Below are 20,909 nucleotides of genomic sequence, written 5' to 3'. Positions count from 1 at the left end.
ACATGGACTTCGAAAAAATGAAACAGTGGATGGATATTGCCCAGCAAATGCATGGAGATGATTTTTGGAAAATGATCTTCGACGATGAGCAAAGATCCCCCTTTATGGCAAACGGTCCATCTCCATTTACATTCACACAGCAGGATCAGCGGGGATCAGATGCGTCGTTTCCACCAATCGACATGGTGGAAACCCCTACAGAAATTCAATACTTAATTTATTTGCCTGGCTACCGAAAAGAAGATGTTCAGGTGTTATCATATGGTGAATATTTGGTTGTGAAAGGACAGCGTTTTTCCTTTTTTAACGAGCAGGACTTTCGCCAAAAGCAAGGGAAGTATGGTCCGTTTGAAAAGAAAATCCGCCTTCCAGAAATGATTCTTGGTCAAATGAATGCTGCCTTTAAAGACGGGGTACTTTACATCCGCCTGCAAAAGGATGAAGGAAAAGCGACTGCTATCATCATAGATGACGAATATTGATACTCACTGCGTCTATTTGATCACGATCATCAATTGTTTCAATTGGCAGGATCGTGATCACGCCATCAGCATTCTGTTCCCCAAATCCATTGTTTCTTTTGATCGTACTGCAATGATTGCGAACAAACGTCGAGCCAAACGTCATGGATGAACCTGTGCCAATCGAATTCGTTTTCATATGGGCAATGTGAATCTGAGTAGGCAGCATATACTTCTCCCCTTTCTTGTCATCTCTATAAGTATATATGCGATAGCTTTTCCATAGACTAGAGCAAGGCGGAAGAAAAGGTTGTGGTCTACTTGAAACATTTCATTCAATCACTCTTTAAAAAAACTGAATCCAGTCCATCCCCATCTGTCGTTGAGCTAGAAAAAAGACTCGCCGCTCTTGAGCAAAAAATGTCTGCACCAGCTGCTCCTGTCTCAGAAGATACACACATCCATATCGAATCCCTGCACGTGGACAAAATTGATTACCACTTAGAATTTGGGGAGCTTTCTATTGACCAGCTTCAAGGCAGGCTCAATATTGGGGCAACCTATTACACGCCAAAGGAAACGCGCATCAAAAAATCCACACAAACACCGAAGCCAAAAGAAACAAAAACACCGGTCGTCTCAATTCGATCAAAGCCTTCTTCTTAAGGCGCTCGGCTTTTTAGTACAATCGGGCCAGTATCAGGAACATGCAAATTGAAAACGATAAGGTAAGTCCAAAATAAAAAGCTCCACTTCTCTACTAATCAAAATAGAGAAATTGAGCTTTTCAGTTACTTCATTTATTTATTGAATTTATCAACCTGAAGAAATAATCAGATTGATGTGTCTTATTCAGGTTATACCAAGAATGTAAGGTATCTGGTGTAAATACTTCTATTTTTTTCAGCACTTCCATTGCAAATTCTAAAGGGGCTATTCCAGATGCAGTAACTAAATTCGCATCAGATACCGCAGGTGCCAACTCATAGAACTTCTCTCCTTTATAGTTAGGACATACCATTTTAGTATATTCTAAGTTATTACTTGTATGCCTTCTAGTATTTAAGTATCCTCTATTCGCGAGCCCCTCAGTTGCACCACAAATTGCAGCAACAATAGTGCCCAGCTCTAAAGCTTGGCCAATTCTTTCCAAGATAGGTTGGTGAATGTTTTCACCCCAAGTCGTACCTCCTGGTAAAATGAAAAGATCTTTGTTCTCAAGGTTACATTCTTCAAGGGAAATATCTGGTTTTATACTCAAACCTCCCATAGTCGTCTTCATTTCTTTATTAACTCCTACTGTAATGACTCTTAAAGGTGCTAAATCTTTTTTGAAATATCTACCTGAGTTTAGTTCAGCAATTAAATATCCATATTCCCAGTCAGACATCGTATCAAATACATATAGATAAGCTTTTTGTGTTTGCATCCAATCACGCTCCAATCACAGTTGATATAGCGATTATAAAATAACTTCCCTGACAGTTAGCGTCAGGGAAGTTATCATACTTGGTGAAATTTGATTAAATCCGACAAAACTTCAATCATTCTTTTTTTAAGACTAATTGGCTCAACCACTTTAATAGATTTATTGTAAGGTAAAAGTAGATAAGGTACATATGTATGTATCATATCTTTTGGAAGAAGAAAAACTGCTTGATGTGAATTCCGTTCTTGTAAATAATGTCCTAAAAACCAATGTTGGCAAATATCAGCCAATACATTTTTATCCCCATGAATCACCAAAGAAATAATCTCTTCCTTATCTTTTAAAGTTGGTAGGAGACTATTTATAAAAAAGTCACGTGCTGAAAAGTTTTCTTGCTGGTCAAACTGATTTTCAGTCACCATTAGATTTTCAATTCGATCTACTCTAAAACTGCGCATATCATTTCTAAGATGACAAAATCCAATCACATACCACTTATTATTCCAATAGATCATTCTGTATGGATCGACACATCTATGATGTAATTGCTTTTCTCCACTTTTATGGTAAAGAATTTCCACCGTGTTTTTGGCCGCTATTGCCTTTTCCAACTTTTTCAAAGAAGGTTCCAAAGAGATTGAACTGGTTCGACTTATTACTTCAAGACTAGTTATATGTTGGTTTACCTTTGTTTCTTGCTCTTGATTTGAGTGTTTACTAAGTTTTGAAATGGCTCTTTGTAGCGCTTCACCTCCATAATATCCCGCTTCTTCTGCAAAAACAGCAGCGTGAAATAGTGAAATTTGCTCCTCAAAATCAAAAAATAGAGGAGCCTCTATAAAATTGTTCATTAAACTATATCCACCGTTATGACCTGGTTCTGAAATGATAGGTACACCACTCGTTGAAAGTGTATCAATATAACGATAAACAGTTCTTATATTCATCTCTAACTTATCTGAAATTTGTTTTGCAGTTATTTTTTTATCTGAGCGAAGCATCCATAGAATGGCTAACAGGTTGTCAACTTTAGGCATATAATACCTCCTTTATATGAGATTTATTTATACAATGTCCGGAACAACTATTCATTTCCGGCAGCTTTCTATATATTGAAGCTCTACACACATTTGATTTAAAATGATATGTTCCTCTTGATTAAGCTTTACTTCATCACGGCACTTCTTTAGCTGACCTATAAGCTTTTTTAAGTTTATTCGGTTCATGCTGTCGCATACGGATAAGATCACGTTCTAATTGGTTTACCCCGCCATAACCGTAAATTAAGAATTAGTTGTAGGGCATTATCTTCTAATATCTAGCCACATATTTTTTAAGAATTTTAAATTTGTCTTTTTACTGTGAATCATACAAGGCTAGGTCTGTACCTTAAATGATTTTACCTTTTTCCTCAATAGAGAAGTTAAATTTTTTTAATAAAATCGGGTATCCTAAACGACAAATCACAGCTCGTTTTTCTTATCTATTTCGCTAGGTTTCTATGAGAAACTATACAAATCAAGACCAATCACTGTAAAATATAGAGGATCTAATCAAAAATTGAGGTGTTTTCATTGTATACGGGTCAACGAAAATCATTTTGGAAACAGAAAAAAGTCATAATTCCCATTCTTAGTATCATCGTAGTTGCTGCTGCTTTCTTTTTCTTAAAAGATACTCTTTTCTCAAAAGAAAAAGAAGCTTTAAAAGCCGCTCAAAACTTTACGGAACATATGAAGAAGAAAGACTTTACGAAGCTGGCAGATGAGGTGACAAGTGCATCTTTGAAAGCCAATGACTTTTCAAAAAAACAACTAGCTGAAAAATACGACAATATTTTCAACGGTATTGGTGCTTATGACCTGAACATTTCAAAGCTCAACGTTGAAAAACAGGACAAAGGAAATGGGTATCAATTCTCCTATGATGTCACGATGAAAACGTCTCTTGGCAAGCTGCATAAGCTGTCTTACAAGGGCGTTCTTTCCGAAGAGGACGACAAGTGGAAAGTGGACTGGAAGCCAAATCTCATCTTCCCGCAAATGGAGAAAGGAGATACCATCAAGGTCAAAGCTGACCCTGCTGTCCGCGGAAACATTGTCGACCGAAAAGGACGTACACTGGCAGAAACAACTGGTGGAAACGCACTTGGCGTCATCCCAGGAAAGCTCGGAACAGGAGAAGAAAAAGAACGCAATATCAAAAAGATCAGCAAAGCTTTTGATATAGAGGAAGAACTAATCAACAATCAATTGAAACAAGCATGGGTCACAGACGACACGTTTGTCCCGCTCAAATCGATGTTAAAACAAAAGCCGATTCCAAAGGACGTAAATGGCGTTACCTATCAAACGAAGGAAATGCGCTACTATCCATATAACAAAGCCGCCGCTCATCTCACCGGGTATGTCGGAAAAGCAAATGCGGATGATATCAAAAGAAATCCAGCATTAAAGGCAGATCAAATCATCGGCAAAACCGGCCTTGAATTTACATTTGACAAAAACTTACGCGGACAAGATGGCGGAAGCATTCTCATCGTCCATGATGAAACAGGCATTGAAGAAACATTGCAAAAATCAGATCGAAAAGATGGAAAAACAGTGAAGCTGACGATTGATGCTTCTTTACAGAAAAAAGCCTATGATCAGTTGAAAGGCGAAAAAGGGGCCGTCACGATCATGAATCCATCATCAGGCGATCTATTAGCGCTTGTCAGCACCCCTTCCTACGATGTCAATCTCATGACAAACGGGATTACACCTAAGCAATATCAGGCATACAGTGAAAATCCAGACCTTCCATTCCAAGCTCGATATGCGAGCCGGTATGCGCCAGGGTCCACATTCAAAACCATTACAGCCGCCATTGGGCTGGAAACAGGTGTCACAAAGCCTGACAAAGTGCGTACCATTCACGGACTGAAATGGCAAAAGGATCAATCTTGGGGAAATTATCGCATCACACGGGTTCACGATAAAGAAAAAGTAAATATGGTCGATGCCCTTGTGTACTCAGACAATATTTATTTTGGACAGGAAGCACTCGAAATCGGCAAAGACACCTACGAGAAAAAAGTGAAAGCATTTGGGTTTGGCGAAGACTTACACATGCCATTTACAATGAAGCCTGCACAAGTATCGAACGATGGCATTCAATCGGATATCTTACTCGCTGACTCGGCGTATGGCCAAGGCGAATTACTCATGTCACCAATTGAACAAGTACATGCCTATTCTCCATTTGCCACAGGAGGCAAGCTTGTCTACCCTCGAGTGATTCAAGATGAAAAAACAGCATCACCAAAACAAATCATCAAAGAAGGCACGGCAAACACAGTGAAAGACGCATTGACTAAGGTCGTGACCAGTCCAAACGGAACAGCCCACTCCTTACAAATCGAAGGAGCGGATATTGCCGCTAAAACAGGAACGGCAGAATTAAAGAGCAAACAAGGTGCAACAGACGGCACTGAAAATGGATTTTTACTTGCGTTTAATCCTAAAAAAGAAGATTACGTCCTCGTCGGCATGATCGAAGGTGTGAAAAACCGCGGCGGCAGTGGACTCGTCGTTCAAAAAATGAAGCCTGTGATTGCTTCTTTTTACAAATAACTCTTTAGAGACACAAGCTCAATCAAGCGCTTGTGTCTCTTTTTTTCTAAATCATGACAATTTGCTATTGTTTTATAGTTCACCTTATGAATAAAATGAGAAGAATGCAAAAATCAGAAAACAGATAAATGAAGGGAGGAAGTCTCATTGGCCATTGCTGCTCGTACAAAGGATAAACCTCAACATTCTGTTACCGGCTCAACGGTTTATCCCATCCTATTGATTATTGGTATTTGTCATATGCTGAACGACACACTTCAAGCCGTTATTCCTGCGATGTTCCCTATTTTGGAACGCTCAATGGGGCTGACCTTTACACAATTAGGGCTGATTGCCTTTACATTAAATATGGTCTCCTCCGTGATGCAGCCTGCTATTGGTTGGTACACAGATAAACGGCCGATGCCTTATGCACTTCCGATTGCTTTATTTTCAAGTGCTGTCGGTATATTCGGACTCGCGTTTGCTCCATCTTTTGCAACCATTTTGCTTTGCGTTGTCTTTATCGGACTTGGCTCTGCTATCTTCCATCCAGAGGGCTCCCGTGTTGCCAACATGGCAGCTGGTCCAAGACGAGGACTTGCACAGTCCATTTATCAAGTAGGCGGTAATACAGGTCAAGCCTTTGCCCCGCTTATCGCTGCATTAATGCTCGTACCGCTCGGTCAGACAGGCGTGGCTTGGTTTACGATTGTTGGAATGATAGCGGTCGGTTTCCTTCTTTATATTTCAAGATGGTATGCCGGAAGACTTCAAACCATTCGGGCCCAAGCGAAAAAAACACCTGCAAAAGCTGCTAGATCTGATATTCATCGGAAATCAGCACTCATTGCACTTGGCATTATCGTCTTTCTCATCTTTGCCCGCTCTTGGTATGGAAATGCCATTTCGAATTTCTATGCGTTTTATGCGATTGAACAATACGGTTTGACGATTAAAGAATCACAGACTTATATTTTCTTATTTCTCATTCTAGGTGCAATTGGGACATTTTTAGGCGGGCCACTTGCAGACCGCTTTGGCAAAAAAAACGTGATTTTAGTTTCCTTATTGGCATCCTTCCCGCTTGCCCTGCTGCTGCCATTTGCCGGACCCGTTTTTGCTTATGTTTTACTCGGGCTGATTGGGCTCATTTTGACATCAAGCTTCTCTGTCACCGTGGTTTATGCCCAAGAACTATTTCCCGGGAAAATTGGCACAATGTCTGGTTTAACTGTTGGGCTTGCGTTTGGTATGGGTGCAATCGGATCGGTTGCCCTCGGTTCATTCATTGATGCCTTTGGCTTAACGCCTACCATGCTCGGTGTTGCCTTTTTACCGATATTAGGCATCCTAGCCTTCTTACTTCCTAGCGACCAAACCATCTCCAAATGGAATGAATCATAAAAGGAAAAACCGCTCAAATCAATATGAGCGGTTTTTTTCACATCTCATAGAAATGTGTATCAGGAACATGCTTCTTTGCAATAAACCCTTGCTTAAATTCTGGAAATACCTTTTGCACCTGTTTGATTTTTCGATGAATCAAGTCAGCATAAGGAATATACAGGTGATCCACAAGCTTTTGTTCTGTCATATAGTAATACCAATTCAGATTAAAGGTCTTCTCATCAATGATCGTAAAGGCAGAAAAATGATAGAACAAAAGTGGACATTCGTCGAGATACATATCCCCTTTTACAACTGAAAGCTTGTAGTTTTCAATGTTCCAAATCGCCGCATTGGCTCCTTTAGATGCAACGATATGAACCCCTTCAAAATCATCAACCCATCTTTCCACATACCGCTGATCTCCGTACGTCTTTTTTTCTGTATCCATTTCTACTGTACAATGGGCAAGACAGTTTTCTTTCCATTGCGTGACTGCCTGTTTGGCAACATCTGTGTTACGACAGCCTACAAACCCAGTATTAAAACGGCCAGACAACTCGTAATAACGATAGAACCGCTTGGAATTCATATGATCCGTTAAAAATAAATGAGCGCTTGGATTCTCTGCAAAAATTGCCTCTGGATCATGATAAAAATACAAATCCGTATCCAAATGAGCAAGATAATCCGCATCTGAGAACTCAAGAGTTTTGAGCAAAAAGGCAGGTTTTAATGTCCAGCAATACTCATGAAACGTACGATCCTCTTTTGCCTTGCGCAGGGAGTCATCCTCAATGTTTTCAAGCTGTTCATATTGAACATTCGGGTGAGGGAACTCCTTTAACACCTTGTAAGCCAAAGGGTCTGCACATAAAACCGATAGCTTGAATGCATGAGCGTTTTTCTCAAGCGAATGAATCAGCGCCAAAAGCTTAAAGACGTGGGTATTCGACACAATGGTTGTAAAGTGATAAGACGCCATTTACAACACATCCACTTGGAACAAATCAACGTGTAACAGCTCTTTCGTCAGCCCTTGAATGGCTTCTACAAGTACCGTGCAGCCATACTCCTGCCGTGCAAGCTGCGCCGCTTCTGCCAGCTTTTTCAAAGGAACATGCTTGGCTGTCAGCATATCTTTTTTATCGCGTTTGATGCCTACATTCCGCTCTGTGATCAAGTGAATCAGTTCTAAAAAATAAGATAACAGGTCATCAAATGCTGAATTCTCACGCAGCTGCCGAACTTCTTTCACAATATCATTTGTCACAGTATGAGAAAACGGACCGGAGAAAGCCAAATGGACATCAATGGAATCAATATTGTTGTACTTCTCACACATATACAAAATGTTGTATTTGATGTCATCAAACGACGTTAAATTACTTGGATGCTCTTGATGCACGCTCATGATATCCTCTCGCAATTCAAAGGAGAGACCAAGCTGATGCAGACGAATCCCTAAATCATAATCCTCAAATCCGTACCGAACGATATTTTCATCAAACATCCCTAGTGCCATGACATGCTTCCGTTTGACAGAGGAGTTATTTGTAATAAAAAATCGCCATGGCAGCTCATAAGAACCTAAATCATAGTGGTACGTATTTAAAATGTCTTTCAGGATATCTATAAACTCAGACTGCAAATCGAAACTTTTCTCAAGAAATGCACCATTTTCGACTTCTTCCAATGATAAAAGAGGCGTTTTGTCCTCCATTTTCCGTTTATACAGCCCTTGCTTTTTCAACCGCTTCATATGATCCTTATCAAAAGCTGTGTAAAAATAGCGATAAATCCGCTTCCAGCACACACCGCAAATAACGAGATCCTCCCTGTCAGCATGGGCCTCTGCATGCTTTTCAATAAATCTCGGTTCTGCCAGCATATCACTGTCATGGAAAATGAGCAGATCTCCCTCCGCCTCGCGAATGGCATGATTACGCCCCTTTGCAATCCCTTGATTGACAGGAATACGCACCTTTTTAAACGGAAAGTTCACTTCAATGTTCTCGAGCATTTCCATCGTGCCATCTGTTGAGCCATTATCGGCAACAATGACCTCAAATGGAATATCTGTTTCCTGAAGTGTTAAGGAAAAAAGGCTTCCTTCTAACCGCTCTTTGGCATTATAGCTTGGAATAATGACGCTCACCTTTGGCTTTTCGTTCATGCGTCATCCTCCTCCCGTTTGGCATATCCGTTAAACAGCGGATCGACCTGCTCCACAGATTCAATCACATGGCGAAGCACTTGCCGATAGGCTTCTTGGAAAAACGGCAGGTCATTTCGTCCTTTTTCATGAATTTGCTGCATCTCATCCTTGCTCACAATCCGAAAGCCGCTGAAATGATAGCAAATGAGCGGGTGCCCATCCTCCAGAAGAATACGTCCATTCTCCTCCCGATAAGAATGCTGCCCATAGTTCCAATGACCAATATTCACACCTTTTGTCTCAATATCTTCTACATTGTCAAACAGCCTCGGCATATGATCCAGATATCCTTGATCGCCAAACTTGCCTTCTCCCGGTGCATTTTTACATTCTTTTAAGCATTCTTCTTTCCACCAGCTGAGGCATTTTCGTCCGGCTTCATCTCCTTTAAAATGCAGAAAGCCTGAATTATAGCGGCCTAAAAGCTTCTGTAGCATCTTCACTTCCTCAGCATCAAAGCTTGGAATGACAATATCCCCTCTTGAAATTAAAACAGAGGCATTCGGCTGATGTTGAAAAATAACCTGAGGGCTCTCATAAAAGAATAAATCCGCATCAAGATAAGTCACGCTCTCTGCCTGCTCCTCTTCAAATAACCACTCAATCCAAATCGGCTTTAAGGTCCAGCAATATTCCGATGCATCCCGTTCCTCTTTTTTCTCTAGCAGTTCTGGTGTCTCGAGCTCCCGTACATGAACAAGATCCACATGCGGGAAATTCATTTGATGAAGCAAATCAAATGCAGCATCATCCATACATAACGTCTTGATGACAGCATCATCTTCTACTTGCTTCAACGATAAGAAAAACGCAATGGCTTGATAAAGTCTTCCACTTGAAAGAACCGTACAATATATGCTGTTCATCTTTTTACACCTCTATTTTTGAAAGAATTCGCGGTACCATTCAATCGTCTTCTCTAAACCTTCATCAATGGAGTAGTCAGGCTTCCAATCAAGCAGCTTTCTTGCTTTCTCGGCCGACAAATATTGATGCTTAATCTCATGTGTTCCTTGGTTCAAAATACGAGGCTTCAGCTCACTTCCCATTGCCTTTAAAATCTTATCCACAAGGTCAAGCACTGTCAGCTGAATTTCGTTACTAAAGTTAAAGGCTTCTCCCGCCAGCCCTTTTTCCTCCATCTTCTCAGCTAGCAGCAAATATGCCTTCACTGCATCTTCAATGTAGAAGTAATCACGAATAAATGTCCCGTCACTTCTAATTTCCGGCGCCTTTCCTTCTAACACAAGCTGAATGGTTTGCGGAATGATTCTGTTGAAATTCAAATCTCCGCCTCCGTATAAATTACCGCAGCGTGTAATACAAACCGGAAGACCATATGTGTTGTAGTACGTATGAGAAATAAGATCTGCACAGCTCTTCGAGACATCATACGGATGTTTCCCGTTTAATGGCATGTCTTCATCATATGGAAGCTGCTCTTGATCACCGTATGCTTTGTCACTTGATGCCACGATCACTCGTTTGATCAGCGGCTGTCTTCTGCACGCCTCCAGCACATTCCATGTCCCTAAGATATTCGCTTCAAATGTAGAAACAGGATGTCTATTTGCGACCCCCACAATGGCTTGGGCAGCCAAATGGAAGACGGTGTCAATTTCATATTCTCCTAACGCACGTTCAATCGTTTGCATATCCTCTAATGCGCCTTGCACCACATTCATTTTTTCAAATTGACTGCCTTGATATAAATTCGATCGAGGCACCTGATCACGCACAAGGCCAGTCACGTTTGCCCCTTGATCAATTAATTCCTTGACGAGATAGCTCCCTAACAGCCCTGTACATCCAGTTACAAATACGTTCTTTCCATTCCAAAATCCGCTCATGCTGTCACCAAACCTTCCATGGTTGTTTTCCATCTGTCCACATGTCGTTGATTTCCTTCAGATTTTTATACGTATCAATTGCTGTCCAAAATCCGTGATGTTCATAAACGGCAAGCTCTCCATCATCCGCTAGGTTTTGAAGAGGCTCCGCTTCAAACACGCATTGGTCATCGTCTGTCAAATAATCAAATACCTTTGGAGACAACACAAAAAATCCTCCATTGATCATCCCGATACTGTCTGTCTTCTCAGAGAAGGATTGTGCCATCCCGTTATACACCTTCAGTGTCCCGTACTGGGACTTCTTTTCAATGCCTGTGACAGTCGCAGCTGCACCAAGATCCTGATGACGTTTCAGCAAATGAAACATATTGATATTGGCCAGTCCATCACCATACGTCATCATAAAGGTCTCATCACCGATGTAATCCTGTGCCTGCTTTAAACGTCCGCCTGTCATCGTATCTTCACCTGTATCTAAAAAGGTGATTTTCCAGTTCTCCGATTTCCCTAATAGCTTCATTTCTCCTGTCGCCATATCGAGCTGCATGCTGTGGTGCTGCCAGTCGTAGTTCAGAAAGTACTCTTTGATCTTCTCTCCTTTATAACCAAGCAATAGGATAAATTCGTCTACACCGTAATACTGATAGATTTTCATAATATGCCATAGAATAGGCCGATCTCCGATCATAGCAAGTGGTTTAGGAAGCGCTTGTGTGACCTCACTCATTCTCGTTCCCTTTCCTCCGCAGAGAATGACTGCTTTCATCTTCTCCCCTCATCTCTCTATGAAGATTTTTGATTAAAAACCTTATCTTTATGCGGAAAATCAGTACATGTACCCCCATACTTTGTCCGACATCAGGTTTTGAATCTACTCTATTCATATGTCGAAATGAGAGAGTGTGCCACCTAGCATTTAACTATTTTTACAAATAAAAAAAGAGCGAGATTCATATTCTCGCTCTTTCAAAGTTTAAATTGTATATTTTCAGGGTAGATGGTATGATAAACATGTGCATAACCAGCACAAACAGCCTCTTTATATAAAGAGACTACTAGATTGAATGAATACAAGTGGCAGCTTGCTTCATTCTCAATATGAATCACGGAGGTGAATTCCCATGGCACAAAATGTTCTTTGTGAAGTGAACTCTTGCCGTTTCTGGGCTGAAAACAGCTGTACCGCTTCTACCATTAAAATTGGTAAAAACACGATGACTGAAGTGACTCGCAATACTGAAACTGATTGCGAAACATTTGAAACAAAATAATCTATTTTTCTCTGAGATGAAGGAACTGGCAGGTTCCTTCTTTTCTTTTATCATTCTATCAAGAATGATAATTATTATCAAGTGTTTTTCAATAAACATTTCTCGGGAAATAATGACACGATATTTCTCCATTCGTTGACGATTTTCACTCCTTTTTCTATACTCAACATATCCGAAGAAGAAAAAGTGGTGACCAATCAATGGATTTTACGATACGTTTTCTATCATTCTTTGTCGTAGAAATTGAAGGCAAAGATGAACAAGCAAATAAACGATTTAAACATTATCAAACACTAGATCAAGAGGAATTTGAACAAAGTGAGCTGAAGGACTTTTTAGACGGCGAACTGAAAAAAATCGTCAAACGAAAAGTGGACAGACACCCTAAATCTGAACAAGTACCGACCAAAATTGGCCGATTTATTGTAGAACCCGGTCATGAGCTCGATTCAAACCCAAACTACAACCTATTTCATCAAACGAGATTTGCAGATACAAAAGAATTGTTTAATGAATGCAGTGAACAGTTTGTTCGCACATATTTAGATACAAGTGCTGTCAGAGGCGGCGTTTTTTTAGTGGCTTCTGCCGTTCCTAAAAAGTATTTCGACGATTCCTTTGTCTTTATTATGAAATGCGATTTCGAGCAGAAAGTGGCTTCTATCGCTGATACATCTACCTTGATCAGAAAAGTCGAAATGGCCATTACGACAAAAAACATGAAATCAATTCAATACCCGTTTATGCCAGAAGAGGGCATGACTGAAGAAGCGGAAGTGAAAATTCACCAATCGTCACACGCTCGTTATTTTGAGGACTTTTTGAAGTTCGTCGAATACGGTGAATCCATGCCTGAAATCATGAAATCACAGGTCATGAATATGGTACAGGAACAGGTTTTTGAAACATTACAGGATGAAAGTGAAGAATTAAAGCAGTTTGAAGAGGATCTTGAAATATGGGAAGCGAGTGAAAAACGAGAAATTAGAGAAACACTCGATACAGAGCAGGTCACACAAGCAGCCTCTCATATTGTTGAACAAACTCCTGATATCACAATGAAAATGCGTCTAGGCGAGACGGAAATCAAAGGTCTTCTTGCAGACTTTGGCCACTCGATCCATATTGCAAAGCTCAACAATCGATATGTCGTGCTCGTTGAAGCAGATCAAATCGTCTTCGAAAAAGGAAGCACACCTGTTGAGTTTCATAAACCAAATGGGTTAAAAGAGGTGGTCAGCCAGCTGACGCAAAAAGCCTATGATTCAGATGTAGAATAAGAAACCATGACTGCCTCTTGCATTCAGCGCAAGAGGCAGTTTTTTTGTATAACGCCTGAATTTATTACGCTGGATCAGAAGAAACATGCAGCTCCCTGCCTCTTGCCCACATGCTGACAAGCAATAAGCTTATGATGAGCATCAGCCAAAAGACGCTGCTTGATCCAAAAAACTGAATCATCGTATATCCGAACAAGGGTCCTAAAGCTGCTCCCATATCTTGAACAAAGGAATAGCTTGCGAGGAAGCGGTTTTTATCGGTTTGAGCAGAGGCTTTTTGAAAGGCAAGCGTATCCGTTAATGTCGTTAAGACTGTTGACAGCAGCTGGATCAAAAGCAGCATCACAAGAAACCAGCCGCTGACCTTCAGCATGACCGCCAGAAGACTAAGACATCCAAATGAAAGAAACATCCAGCAAAGCGTTCGTTCCTTCATCACAAGGCCATCAAACCATCTGCCCGTTTTCGGTGCTACAAATGGTTCCCACCCCCATCTGAGCGCTTGAATGATGCCACTTAAAGCAGAAGCTCCGATGACAAAGCCGAACAGAGCAAATTCACCATCACCGATCCTTGCTTCAATGACATGACTGAGTGTTGATGCGAATAACCCTTGTATCACAAGTGCGATCAGCATACCTGTCATTAAAACTTTTACAACATCTCGTGCAAGCCACCGCTGTTTGATGACTTGATACACCTGCCCCTCTTCTCCCTTTTCAATCTCATCCAGAGAGACATAAAAAATGACCCCTAGCAATGTGAGTAAACCAAAAACAAGCGTCATGGACTGGAAGCCGATCAGGCTGGCAAATATTCCGCCAAATAACATGCCAAATAAACTGCCCAGCCGGTAAAGCCCATTGTAAATGCCCGTATAATGCCCCTGTGAGCCTTCGTCCATCTCAGCAATTAACCTCATTCCACTCATACGCAATAACGTCCATGCCAGCCCCCAAGCGCAGCGGCAAATCAGCAGCAGCCAAAAACCGCTCACACCATATAGCATCGTGGTTACTGATGCAATCAATATAGCGATCAATACACCTGTTTTCATTGGGACAAACCGATAGAGCCACCAAACGACAGGCGTTAGCGGGATGCGGATGAATCGGTTGATGGACAGTAGCAGCCCAACCTCCCAAATAGATGATAAACCAATCTCTTTCCAATAGATCGGAAGAACAATATAAAGCATTGAATCCCCAATCAGTGCAAATGCTGTGATAAGCGATATTGACACCACTTGCTTTTGACGATGATCCATTTTCCCTTCCCCCTTCGCTATCTTTACAATAAGGGATGCCTTATAATAAATCTAATGAATGTTTTTGATTGAACCATCAAAATAATTGATAGGTGGTGCAAAGTTGAATTTACATGCCCTTCGAATTTTTGCAAAGGTCGCAGAAACAAAAAGTGTTACACAAACAGCAGACGTGCTATCTTTGACACAGCCAGCTGTGACGGCTCAGCTTAGAAGCATTGAAAGTGAGATCGGGTTCCGTCTTTTTAAACGAAATGGCAGAGGGATTACACTTACGGAAATGGGGAAAATTCTATACCCTTATGCCAGGCAAGTATTCGAGGCTGAAAAGGAAGTAGAATATCAGATTGCACTTTTACAAAACGGAAAAAAGGGGCGGCTCCGCATCGCTTCTACCTATGTACCACTCAACTTTTTATTGCCAGATTGGCTCGCTGCTTTTAAAACAGCTTCATCCGAAACGGAAATTGAATTAAAAAGTGGAAACTCCGCTCAAGTTTTAGAAAGCCTGCTTCAATATGAATCAGATGTGGCCATCGCTGTGATCGAGGATTTGCACCATGAAGAGATTCTCACCTCTCATTTAACGAATTTAAGCTATGATTTTATTGTCCCGGCAGACCATCCATTGAACGGAAAAACCGTCCCGCTAGAGCGCCTGAGCCAGGAGCCTTTTTTGATGCGTGAAGAAGGCAGTTCCACAAGAGATAAACTTTTTTCTCTTTTTACCTCGAAAGGCATCAAAAAACCTACCGTAGACTTGCAGTTCAGCGGTGTTCATGAAGCGATACAAATGATCAAAGCTGGATATGGTATCACACTTGTTCCCCGTGATGCGGTTCAAGGTAGTCTCAAGCGGAAAGAAATTGGGCGCGTGTACATTGAAGGCATTGAGATCGTCAGACCAGTTGTTGTGTGCAAGCGGGCGAATGATCTTGAAGAAAATAGAACCGTGGATGCCTTCCTGCAAATGAAAGGTATCGGTCCATTCACTACGCCTGCTGCCAATTAAAAAAGTGCCTGCTCCAAAAACAGGCACTTTTTTTATTCGGCTGGCTGCACGATGTCAAACGGTACAGCCTTTGAGGCTTTCACTAATTGTTCTGGTGTGATGAGGATTTCATTTCCCCATTCTCCTGCTCCAACCCCTAATATCTCTTCCTCTAATAATGAAGCTTCAATGATCGTGCGAAATCCTTCTGGCTGCCAGCAAAACGGCGGAATCGAACCAATTCGATAGCCCGTCACTTCAAGAACCTTCTCCGGTGAAGCCATTTTAATATTACGGGAGCCGGCCGCTTTCTTTAGTTTCCCTGACTTAATATGCTGGTCAGCGCCAACCATCACAAGCAGCTGCTCCCCTTCTCCTGTTTCAAAGATCAATGTTTTGATCATTTGTCTTTCACGAAAACCAAGGGCTGCCGCTACATTTGCTGCTCCTTTTTCTGTTTCGGCAGAAAATGTTTTGATCTCATATGGGATGCCATGTTTGTCCAAAAAGTCATGTGCTGGTAATTTTCTCAAGTGATTGAACCCCTTTCCTTACAATGTCCTTCATTTAGCTTATCACAATCTTCTCATCCTTAAGATGTATTTTTCAATGGAAAGCCTCTGAACCCTTCATCACCATGCTATACTAAACATGTTTTTGAAAAGGAGCCGGTTTAATATGGGAAACAAGTTTTGGTGTTATACAAGCAGTAAAAGCCTTCTCATGTTGAGTGATATTTTATTTGTCATGACGATCACGTTTGTCATTTATCAAGATACACAATCTGTTGCCTATGCGGCTGTCTTTCCACTGATCAGAACGATATGCCAGCTATTGGCTGGGCTTTTCTCTCCTGTTTTAACTGATTACTTTCAAGCTGGCCGCCTATTGAAATGGGTCCCGCTTTTACGTCTTGGGATGCTCGTCGTGTTTACAGCCCAATTTCATTTCTTTCAGCAGCATATGGTCTGGCTGTTTAGTGCACTCATTTTGATTTCCCTCACAGGCGGGTTCATCAGTCCTTTAATGCAGGCGATCATGCCGATGCTTGTGCCAGCAAATCAGCTTGTGAAAGCAAACAGTACAGCGTCCATATTTCATCAAATGGTTCAAATCGCCGGCTATTCGTTCACTGGAATGCTCGTCCTATGGATTGGGCCATTTTATTTAATGTGGATCACTTGTGTCATGATTGTGTTGTCTTACCTATTTTTCATCCCTGTCTTTCCTCTTCTCAAGCAAGAAGAGACGGTTCGAAAAGCAAATAAGACGAACAGCTTCAAAGATGGCTGGACGATCATTTGGACAAATAAAACGGTGCGCACCCTGACGTTTATGGATGTTTGTGAAAATATTGCGGGTGCTGTATGGATCGGTGCAATTACGCTTGCCTTTGTCACACAAGATTTAAAGCAAGGTGAGGAATGGTGGGGCTTTATCAATGCCGCTTATTATATCGGCACCATTCTAGGCGGTCTCTTAGCTGCATGGATGAGTCAATTTATTCAAAAACAGCTTCTTCTCTTTATGGCAGCTGGGTCATTCATTTATGCAGTGCTGACTATTGTCTATTCACTGAACAACCTGCCATGGCTTGCATTACTGCTTTGTATTTTGATGGGGCCTGCTTATCAAATTCGTGATGTTTCGCAGCAAACCATTCTTCAAACGGAAACACCTGTCCAAGATTTATCAAAGGTGTACTCAGCTCATTACGTCCTTTCTTCTGTATCTGTCGGTTTATCTATTTTCTTTGTTGGATTGATTGCGGATGCATATGGGGCGAGGTCTGTGTATTTGCTAGGCGGTCTGTTTGTGCTCATCTGTTCTGGTATTGCCATCCTTTCTTTTATGAAGCAGAAAAAAGAGAGCAGCTGATTCATGCAGCGGCTCTTTTACTTTTCTTTTAACATCGCGAACATGTCACGGGCCATTGCTTCTAAAATATACACAACTGGCGTCTGTGTGGTGATATTGGCTCTGTGTACCCGCTCATCTGTGACGTAGTAGGCAATATTTAAATCTGAAATGCGCGAAATCGTGCAGTGCTGGTTATTCGTAATACTAATGATTGTGCTGCCTTCCCTTTTTAACTTTGAAATATGATCGATCGTAATACTGTTCTCCCCTGATACAGACAGCACAATGGTGACACTATTGTCTAAATACTGCATATTCATCGGGAAAAATGGATCATTGATGTAAAAGGAAAATTTCTCAAGACTTGAAAAGTACCTCGCCCCATACTGCGCCAAAATGCCAGAACTGCCAGTCCCGATAAACAGCACATTTTTTGCCTCAGCAATGAGTTTCGCTGCCTCCTTAATTTTCCCCTCAAAGTCTCCCTTTAATGTTCGTTCAATAAATTCATATAGAAAGTGCTGTGTGCTTTTTAAAGAAGGTGTCTGCTCTGATTCTAAATACATTTTGAGCTTCACTTTAAACTCTGAAAAGCCTTCACAATTTACTTTTCGGCAAAAACGAAGGACAGACGAGGTGGAAATATGTGCAGCATCTGCAAGGTCTCGAATTCTCATGTATACGACCTTTTCACTGTTTTCCATGATATATCGGTATAAAGCGCTTTCTAGTTCATTAAAGCTGGAAATGACCTCACTTGAAAACATCTGACTTCCCCTTTCTCCAACAACATGTCACAAGGTGTTTCTTTTATGTAACAAATCTCTAAATAGGGCACCCTTGCCTAAAGACGCTGAAGTCATTTACGCATGAGATGCTCTCACGATAAGCTATAGATGTACAAAATAAAAAAGACTTTTCTCTATTATAACATTGCGCGTTACATTATTCGGAGGTGCAGAGCATGGCAAAAGGATTAAAGGTTGTCACAATTGGCGGAGGATCAAGCTATACACCAGAGCTTGTCGAAGGATTTATTAAACGATACGATGAATTTCCGATTAGCGAGCTTTGGCTCGTTGATATTGAAGCGGGAAAAGAAAAGCTTGAGATCGTAGGAAATCTTGCAAAACGCATGGTCAAAAAAGCAGGACTTCCAATCGAGGTTCATTTAACATTAGATCGTAGAAAAGCGCTTGTAGATGCTGATTTTGTTACAACACAATTCCGTGTCGGACTTCTTGAAGCACGTATGAAGGATGAACGCATTCCTTTAAAATATGATGTCATTGGTCAAGAAACAAATGGTCCAGGGGGTCTATTCAAAGGACTTCGCACCATTCCTGTCATTCTTGATATTGTCAAAGATATTGAAGAGCTTTGCCCGAATGCATGGCTTGTGAATTTCACAAATCCAGCTGGTATGGTCACTGAAGCCGTACTTCGTTATTCAAACCATCGAAAAGTCGTTGGCTTATGCAACGTGCCAATCGGCATTCGCATGGGAATCGCCAAAGGGCTTGATGTCGACGCAAGCAGAGTCGAAGTCAGCTTTGCTGGATTAAACCATATGGTCTTTGGACTCAATGTATTCTTAGACGGCAAAAGCATCATGGATCAAGTGATCGAAGACATGGCGGATCCAAACTCCAGCATGTCGATGAACAACATTCAAGCGATTCCGTGGGATGCTGATTTCTTAAAAGGGCTTGGCGTTATTCCTTGTCCATATCACCGCTACTACTACAAAACAAGTGATATGCTGGCTGAGGAAAAGAAAGCAGCAGCAAACGAAGGAACTCGTGCAGAAGTCGTTCGCGCATTAGAAAATGATCTGTTCGAGCTTTACAAAGACCCTGATCTAGACATCAAGCCGCCGCAGCTTGAAAAACGAGGCGGTGCCTACTACAGTGATGCAGCTTGTAACTTAATTGCATCCATTTATAACGACAAGCATGACATTCAGCCTGTCAACACGATTAACAATGGCGCCATCAGTGACATTCCAAATGATTCTGCCGTTGAACTCAACTGCGTTATCACAAAAGACGGTCCTAAACCAATCGCTGTTGGTGAAATGCCGGTCGCTGTCAAAGGACTCATTTCTCAAATTAAATCCTTTGAACGTGTAGCTGCTGAAGCAGCTGTGACAGGCGATTACAACACAGCCCTTGTCGCAATGACCATCAACCCGCTTGTCCCATCAGATGCTGTTGCAAAAAGCATCCTAGATGAAATGCTAGAAGCACACAAAGAATATTTGCCACAGTTTTTTAATAAAGTAGAAGCATAAAAAAGAAGCCGCACTTTTCGAAAGTGCGGTTTTTCTTATTTGGCTGTAAATAGCCGGTCCATTTGTGGGCGATCATAATCTAATAGCCAGTGCTGTAATCCTTCATAGACTGGTCTTAAACGCTCTGGCTCTGCCGCGATGAGATCACAGCCTCGATCATCATATAAGTGAAAAATCATTTTTTTCGAGACATTCATTAGGTAAATTTCATATCTAAGCTTCCCCTTCAAGATTTGATTCGGTGTATAAAAGTCCTCCTGGCAGATCGCATGGAGAAGCGGACGCAATCGAATGTCTTGCAGCTGGCATTTGAGTGTAAATCTCTCTAATGTCAGTGAATCTTCTATTCTGGACGTACATAAGTCAAAAGCTCGTGACGCAACCGCTTCCTTACTTGCCGATGCACATATTTTTGATAAACCAGGAGCTTACGCTTCGTTAATTCATGTTCATGTTCTGTATACACATCCGTTACAAGCAGCATTTCGTCTTCTGGATCAAAAGCATATTTTACAATCTCAAAAGCACGATCTCCCGATTTTTCTAGTACAATCGATTCTTTTCCTAATGACCAATCTGCCACTTCAAAGCGAAGACCAAAAGGCCACCCATAAAAAAGAGGCGGGGTGAGGACAAGATCAGGAAAATGACTTTTTAAAAAGCTATTTGTTTGATCGCTCATGTCATGTCCTTCCATTGATTTTATTTCTTATTTTACCGTTGAAACATACAGGAAAACAATTAGGAATTAACTGTCATTTCTTATATGATAGAAAGAGATGGAGGTGTGACCAATTGAAAAAATGGTTTTTACAGGTGTTCCTCACCGCATTGATCACTATGTGGATACAGACTGGACTTGATCAGGCGAACATCATTCATATTACCAATGTTTGGGTCGATGCCAGCAGCTGGATCCTGATCTTCTTTGTCATCTACGCACTTTTTGAATGGACAGCTCACGTCTTAGCAAAACAGAAAACCGTTCATCGCTGAACATCTCT

23 protein-coding genes are annotated in these 20,909 nt (G+C 41.3%); 10 read left to right on the top strand and 13 right to left on the bottom strand.

What is annotated here, in order from left to right:
* The first annotated feature begins 2 nt into the window (after window positions 1–2).
* A complete protein-coding gene (locus QR42_RS03560) occupies window positions 3–482 on the top strand; it encodes an Hsp20/alpha crystallin family protein (protein ID WP_039177065.1) in 480 nt (159 codons plus the stop codon).
* Here the strand turns inward: QR42_RS03560 and QR42_RS03555 are convergent.
* Window positions 463–690, bottom strand: a complete 228-nt coding sequence (locus QR42_RS03555; RefSeq protein ID WP_039177063.1) for a hypothetical protein — start codon at window positions 688–690, stop codon at window positions 463–465. The two genes, QR42_RS03560 and QR42_RS03555, sit on opposite strands and share 20 nt — an antisense overlap.
* Window positions 691–782: 92 nt before the next feature.
* Between QR42_RS03555 and QR42_RS03550 the strand changes: the two genes are divergently transcribed.
* On the top strand, window positions 783–1,127 hold the full coding sequence (locus QR42_RS03550; protein ID WP_024424580.1) for a hypothetical protein: 345 nt from the start codon (window positions 783–785) through the stop codon (window positions 1,125–1,127).
* Between the two features lie 130 nt (window positions 1,128–1,257).
* Here the strand turns inward: QR42_RS03550 and QR42_RS03545 are convergent, their stop codons facing one another.
* Window positions 1,258–1,890 carry a type 1 glutamine amidotransferase family protein gene (locus QR42_RS03545; protein ID WP_039177062.1) on the bottom strand — a complete coding sequence of 211 codons (633 nt, stop codon included), beginning with the start codon at window positions 1,888–1,890 and terminating at the stop codon, window positions 1,258–1,260.
* A 74-nt stretch (window positions 1,891–1,964) separates the two neighbouring features.
* Window positions 1,965–2,927: a helix-turn-helix transcriptional regulator gene (locus tag QR42_RS03540; protein ID WP_039177059.1), complete on the bottom strand. Its 963-nt coding sequence runs from the start codon at window positions 2,925–2,927 to the stop codon at window positions 1,965–1,967.
* 537 nt (window positions 2,928–3,464) lie between these two features.
* On the opposite strand from QR42_RS03540, the gene pbp4 reads away from it, so the two are divergent.
* Together pbp4 and QR42_RS03530 are read left to right on the top strand one after the other, a co-directional pair.
* Window positions 3,465–5,504: a penicillin-binding protein PBP4(5) gene (gene pbp4, locus QR42_RS03535; RefSeq protein ID WP_039177056.1), complete on the top strand. Its 2,040-nt coding sequence runs from the start codon at window positions 3,465–3,467 to the stop codon at window positions 5,502–5,504.
* A 147-nt stretch (window positions 5,505–5,651) separates the two neighbouring features.
* Entirely contained in the window at window positions 5,652–6,890 is a 1,239-nt protein-coding gene (locus QR42_RS03530) for an MFS transporter (RefSeq protein ID WP_039177054.1), read from the top strand.
* Between the two features lie 37 nt (window positions 6,891–6,927).
* On the opposite strand, the gene QR42_RS03525 is transcribed toward QR42_RS03530, so the two are convergent.
* The 5 genes from QR42_RS03525 to rfbF are packed head-to-tail and all read right to left on the bottom strand — an operon-like array spanning window position 6,928 to window position 11,709.
* On the bottom strand, window positions 6,928–7,857 hold the full coding sequence (locus QR42_RS03525) for a putative nucleotide-diphospho-sugar transferase (protein ID WP_039177052.1): 930 nt from the start codon (window positions 7,855–7,857) through the stop codon (window positions 6,928–6,930).
* On the bottom strand, window positions 7,858–9,048 hold the full coding sequence (locus QR42_RS03520) for a glycosyltransferase family 2 protein (protein WP_039177049.1): 1,191 nt from the start codon (window positions 9,046–9,048) through the stop codon (window positions 7,858–7,860).
* Window positions 9,045–9,956: a putative nucleotide-diphospho-sugar transferase gene (locus QR42_RS03515; protein WP_039177047.1), complete on the bottom strand. Its 912-nt coding sequence runs from the start codon at window positions 9,954–9,956 to the stop codon at window positions 9,045–9,047. The genes QR42_RS03520 and QR42_RS03515 overlap by 4 nt, the downstream gene beginning before the upstream one ends.
* 12 nt (window positions 9,957–9,968) lie before the next feature.
* Window positions 9,969–10,940, bottom strand: coding sequence for a GDP-mannose 4,6-dehydratase (locus tag QR42_RS03510; RefSeq protein ID WP_039177044.1), 972 nt, complete (start codon window positions 10,938–10,940; stop codon window positions 9,969–9,971).
* 4 nt (window positions 10,941–10,944) lie between these two features.
* Window positions 10,945–11,709, bottom strand: coding sequence for a glucose-1-phosphate cytidylyltransferase (gene rfbF, locus QR42_RS03505; RefSeq protein WP_039177042.1), 765 nt, complete (start codon window positions 11,707–11,709; stop codon window positions 10,945–10,947).
* A gap of 355 nt (window positions 11,710–12,064) precedes the next feature.
* Between rfbF and QR42_RS18795 the strand changes: the two genes are divergently transcribed.
* Entirely contained in the window at window positions 12,065–12,214 is a 150-nt protein-coding gene (locus tag QR42_RS18795; RefSeq protein WP_072367870.1) for a DUF1540 domain-containing protein, read from the top strand.
* Window positions 12,215–12,414: 200 nt separating this feature from the next.
* Complete coding sequence (locus tag QR42_RS03500; protein WP_039177040.1) at window positions 12,415–13,494, top strand: DUF3900 domain-containing protein; 1,080 nt, start codon at window positions 12,415–12,417, stop codon at window positions 13,492–13,494.
* 64 nt (window positions 13,495–13,558) lie between these two features.
* Here the strand turns inward: QR42_RS03500 and QR42_RS03495 are convergent, their stop codons facing one another.
* On the bottom strand, window positions 13,559–14,761 hold the full coding sequence (locus tag QR42_RS03495; protein WP_039177037.1) for an MFS transporter: 1,203 nt from the start codon (window positions 14,759–14,761) through the stop codon (window positions 13,559–13,561).
* 103 nt (window positions 14,762–14,864) lie between these two features.
* Here QR42_RS03495 and QR42_RS03490 point away from each other — a divergent pair, with 103 nt between their 5' ends.
* Window positions 14,865–15,773, top strand: a complete 909-nt coding sequence (locus QR42_RS03490; RefSeq protein ID WP_039177035.1) for a LysR family transcriptional regulator — start codon at window positions 14,865–14,867, stop codon at window positions 15,771–15,773.
* A gap of 32 nt (window positions 15,774–15,805) precedes the next feature.
* Here the strand turns inward: QR42_RS03490 and QR42_RS03485 are convergent, their stop codons facing one another.
* Complete coding sequence (locus QR42_RS03485) at window positions 15,806–16,285, bottom strand: aminoacyl-tRNA deacylase (RefSeq protein WP_039177033.1); 480 nt, start codon at window positions 16,283–16,285, stop codon at window positions 15,806–15,808.
* A 145-nt stretch (window positions 16,286–16,430) separates the two neighbouring features.
* Between QR42_RS03485 and QR42_RS03480 the strand changes: the two genes are divergently transcribed.
* Window positions 16,431–17,630 (top strand): MFS transporter, encoded by a 1,200-nt coding sequence (locus QR42_RS03480; protein ID WP_039177030.1) that lies wholly within the window; start codon window positions 16,431–16,433, stop codon window positions 17,628–17,630.
* A 17-nt stretch (window positions 17,631–17,647) separates the two neighbouring features.
* On the opposite strand, the gene QR42_RS03475 is transcribed toward QR42_RS03480, so the two are convergent.
* Window positions 17,648–18,379, bottom strand: a complete 732-nt coding sequence (locus tag QR42_RS03475) for a MurR/RpiR family transcriptional regulator (protein WP_039177027.1) — start codon at window positions 18,377–18,379, stop codon at window positions 17,648–17,650.
* Window positions 18,380–18,576: 197 nt separating this feature from the next.
* Here QR42_RS03475 and QR42_RS03470 point away from each other — a divergent pair, with 197 nt between their 5' ends.
* A complete protein-coding gene (locus tag QR42_RS03470) occupies window positions 18,577–19,905 on the top strand; it encodes a 6-phospho-beta-glucosidase (RefSeq protein ID WP_039177025.1) in 1,329 nt (442 codons plus the stop codon).
* Window positions 19,906–19,940: 35 nt separating this feature from the next.
* On the opposite strand, the gene QR42_RS19770 is transcribed toward QR42_RS03470, so the two are convergent.
* Window positions 19,941–20,192, bottom strand: coding sequence for a DUF3885 domain-containing protein (locus tag QR42_RS19770; RefSeq protein WP_442852923.1), 252 nt, complete (start codon window positions 20,190–20,192; stop codon window positions 19,941–19,943).
* A 56-nt stretch (window positions 20,193–20,248) separates the two neighbouring features.
* Window positions 20,249–20,587, bottom strand: coding sequence for a DUF3885 domain-containing protein (locus QR42_RS19555; RefSeq protein WP_235354787.1), 339 nt, complete (start codon window positions 20,585–20,587; stop codon window positions 20,249–20,251).
* 113 nt (window positions 20,588–20,700) lie between these two features.
* Between QR42_RS19555 and QR42_RS03460 the strand changes: the two genes are divergently transcribed.
* Window positions 20,701–20,901, top strand: a complete 201-nt coding sequence (locus tag QR42_RS03460; RefSeq protein WP_039177022.1) for a hypothetical protein — start codon at window positions 20,701–20,703, stop codon at window positions 20,899–20,901.
* The last annotated feature ends 8 nt before the right edge of the window (window positions 20,902–20,909 follow it).

Source organism: Bacillus sp. WP8 (assembly GCF_000800825.1).
Lineage (GTDB): Bacteria > Bacillota > Bacilli > Bacillales > Bacillaceae > Bacillus > Bacillus safensis.
Note: the sequence above shows the minus strand (reverse complement) of the source record. Positions and strands in the feature narration are given on the sequence as shown.

Bases quoted from the DNA above. Each gene is read 5' to 3' on its own strand.
- QR42_RS03525 (WP_039177052.1), bottom strand. From the start codon at position 7,857: ATGGCGTCTTATCACTTTACAACCATTGTGTCGAATACCCACGTCTTT.
- QR42_RS19555 (WP_235354787.1), bottom strand. From the start codon at position 20,587: ATGAGCGATCAAACAAATAGCTTTTTAAAAAGTCATTTTCCTGATCTT.
- QR42_RS03500 (WP_039177040.1), top strand. From the start codon at position 12,415: ATGGATTTTACGATACGTTTTCTATCATTCTTTGTCGTAGAAATTGAA.
- QR42_RS03510 (WP_039177044.1), bottom strand. From the start codon at position 10,940: ATGAGCGGATTTTGGAATGGAAAGAACGTATTTGTAACTGGATGTACA.
- QR42_RS03560 (WP_039177065.1), top strand. From the start codon at position 3: ATGGACTTCGAAAAAATGAAACAGTGGATGGATATTGCCCAGCAAATG.
- QR42_RS03540 (WP_039177059.1), bottom strand. From the start codon at position 2,927: ATGCCTAAAGTTGACAACCTGTTAGCCATTCTATGGATGCTTCGCTCA.
- QR42_RS03470 (WP_039177025.1), top strand. From the start codon at position 18,577: ATGGCAAAAGGATTAAAGGTTGTCACAATTGGCGGAGGATCAAGCTAT.
- QR42_RS18795 (WP_072367870.1), top strand. From the start codon at position 12,065: ATGGCACAAAATGTTCTTTGTGAAGTGAACTCTTGCCGTTTCTGGGCT.
- QR42_RS03520 (WP_039177049.1), bottom strand. From the start codon at position 9,048: ATGAACGAAAAGCCAAAGGTGAGCGTCATTATTCCAAGCTATAATGCC.
- QR42_RS03545 (WP_039177062.1), bottom strand. From the start codon at position 1,890: ATGCAAACACAAAAAGCTTATCTATATGTATTTGATACGATGTCTGAC.
- rfbF (WP_039177042.1), bottom strand. From the start codon at position 11,709: ATGAAAGCAGTCATTCTCTGCGGAGGAAAGGGAACGAGAATGAGTGAG.
- QR42_RS03555 (WP_039177063.1), bottom strand. From the start codon at position 690: ATGCTGCCTACTCAGATTCACATTGCCCATATGAAAACGAATTCGATT.
- QR42_RS03480 (WP_039177030.1), top strand. From the start codon at position 16,431: ATGGGAAACAAGTTTTGGTGTTATACAAGCAGTAAAAGCCTTCTCATG.
- QR42_RS03515 (WP_039177047.1), bottom strand. From the start codon at position 9,956: ATGAACAGCATATATTGTACGGTTCTTTCAAGTGGAAGACTTTATCAA.
- QR42_RS03495 (WP_039177037.1), bottom strand. From the start codon at position 14,761: ATGGATCATCGTCAAAAGCAAGTGGTGTCAATATCGCTTATCACAGCA.
- QR42_RS03475 (WP_039177027.1), bottom strand. From the start codon at position 18,379: ATGTTTTCAAGTGAGGTCATTTCCAGCTTTAATGAACTAGAAAGCGCT.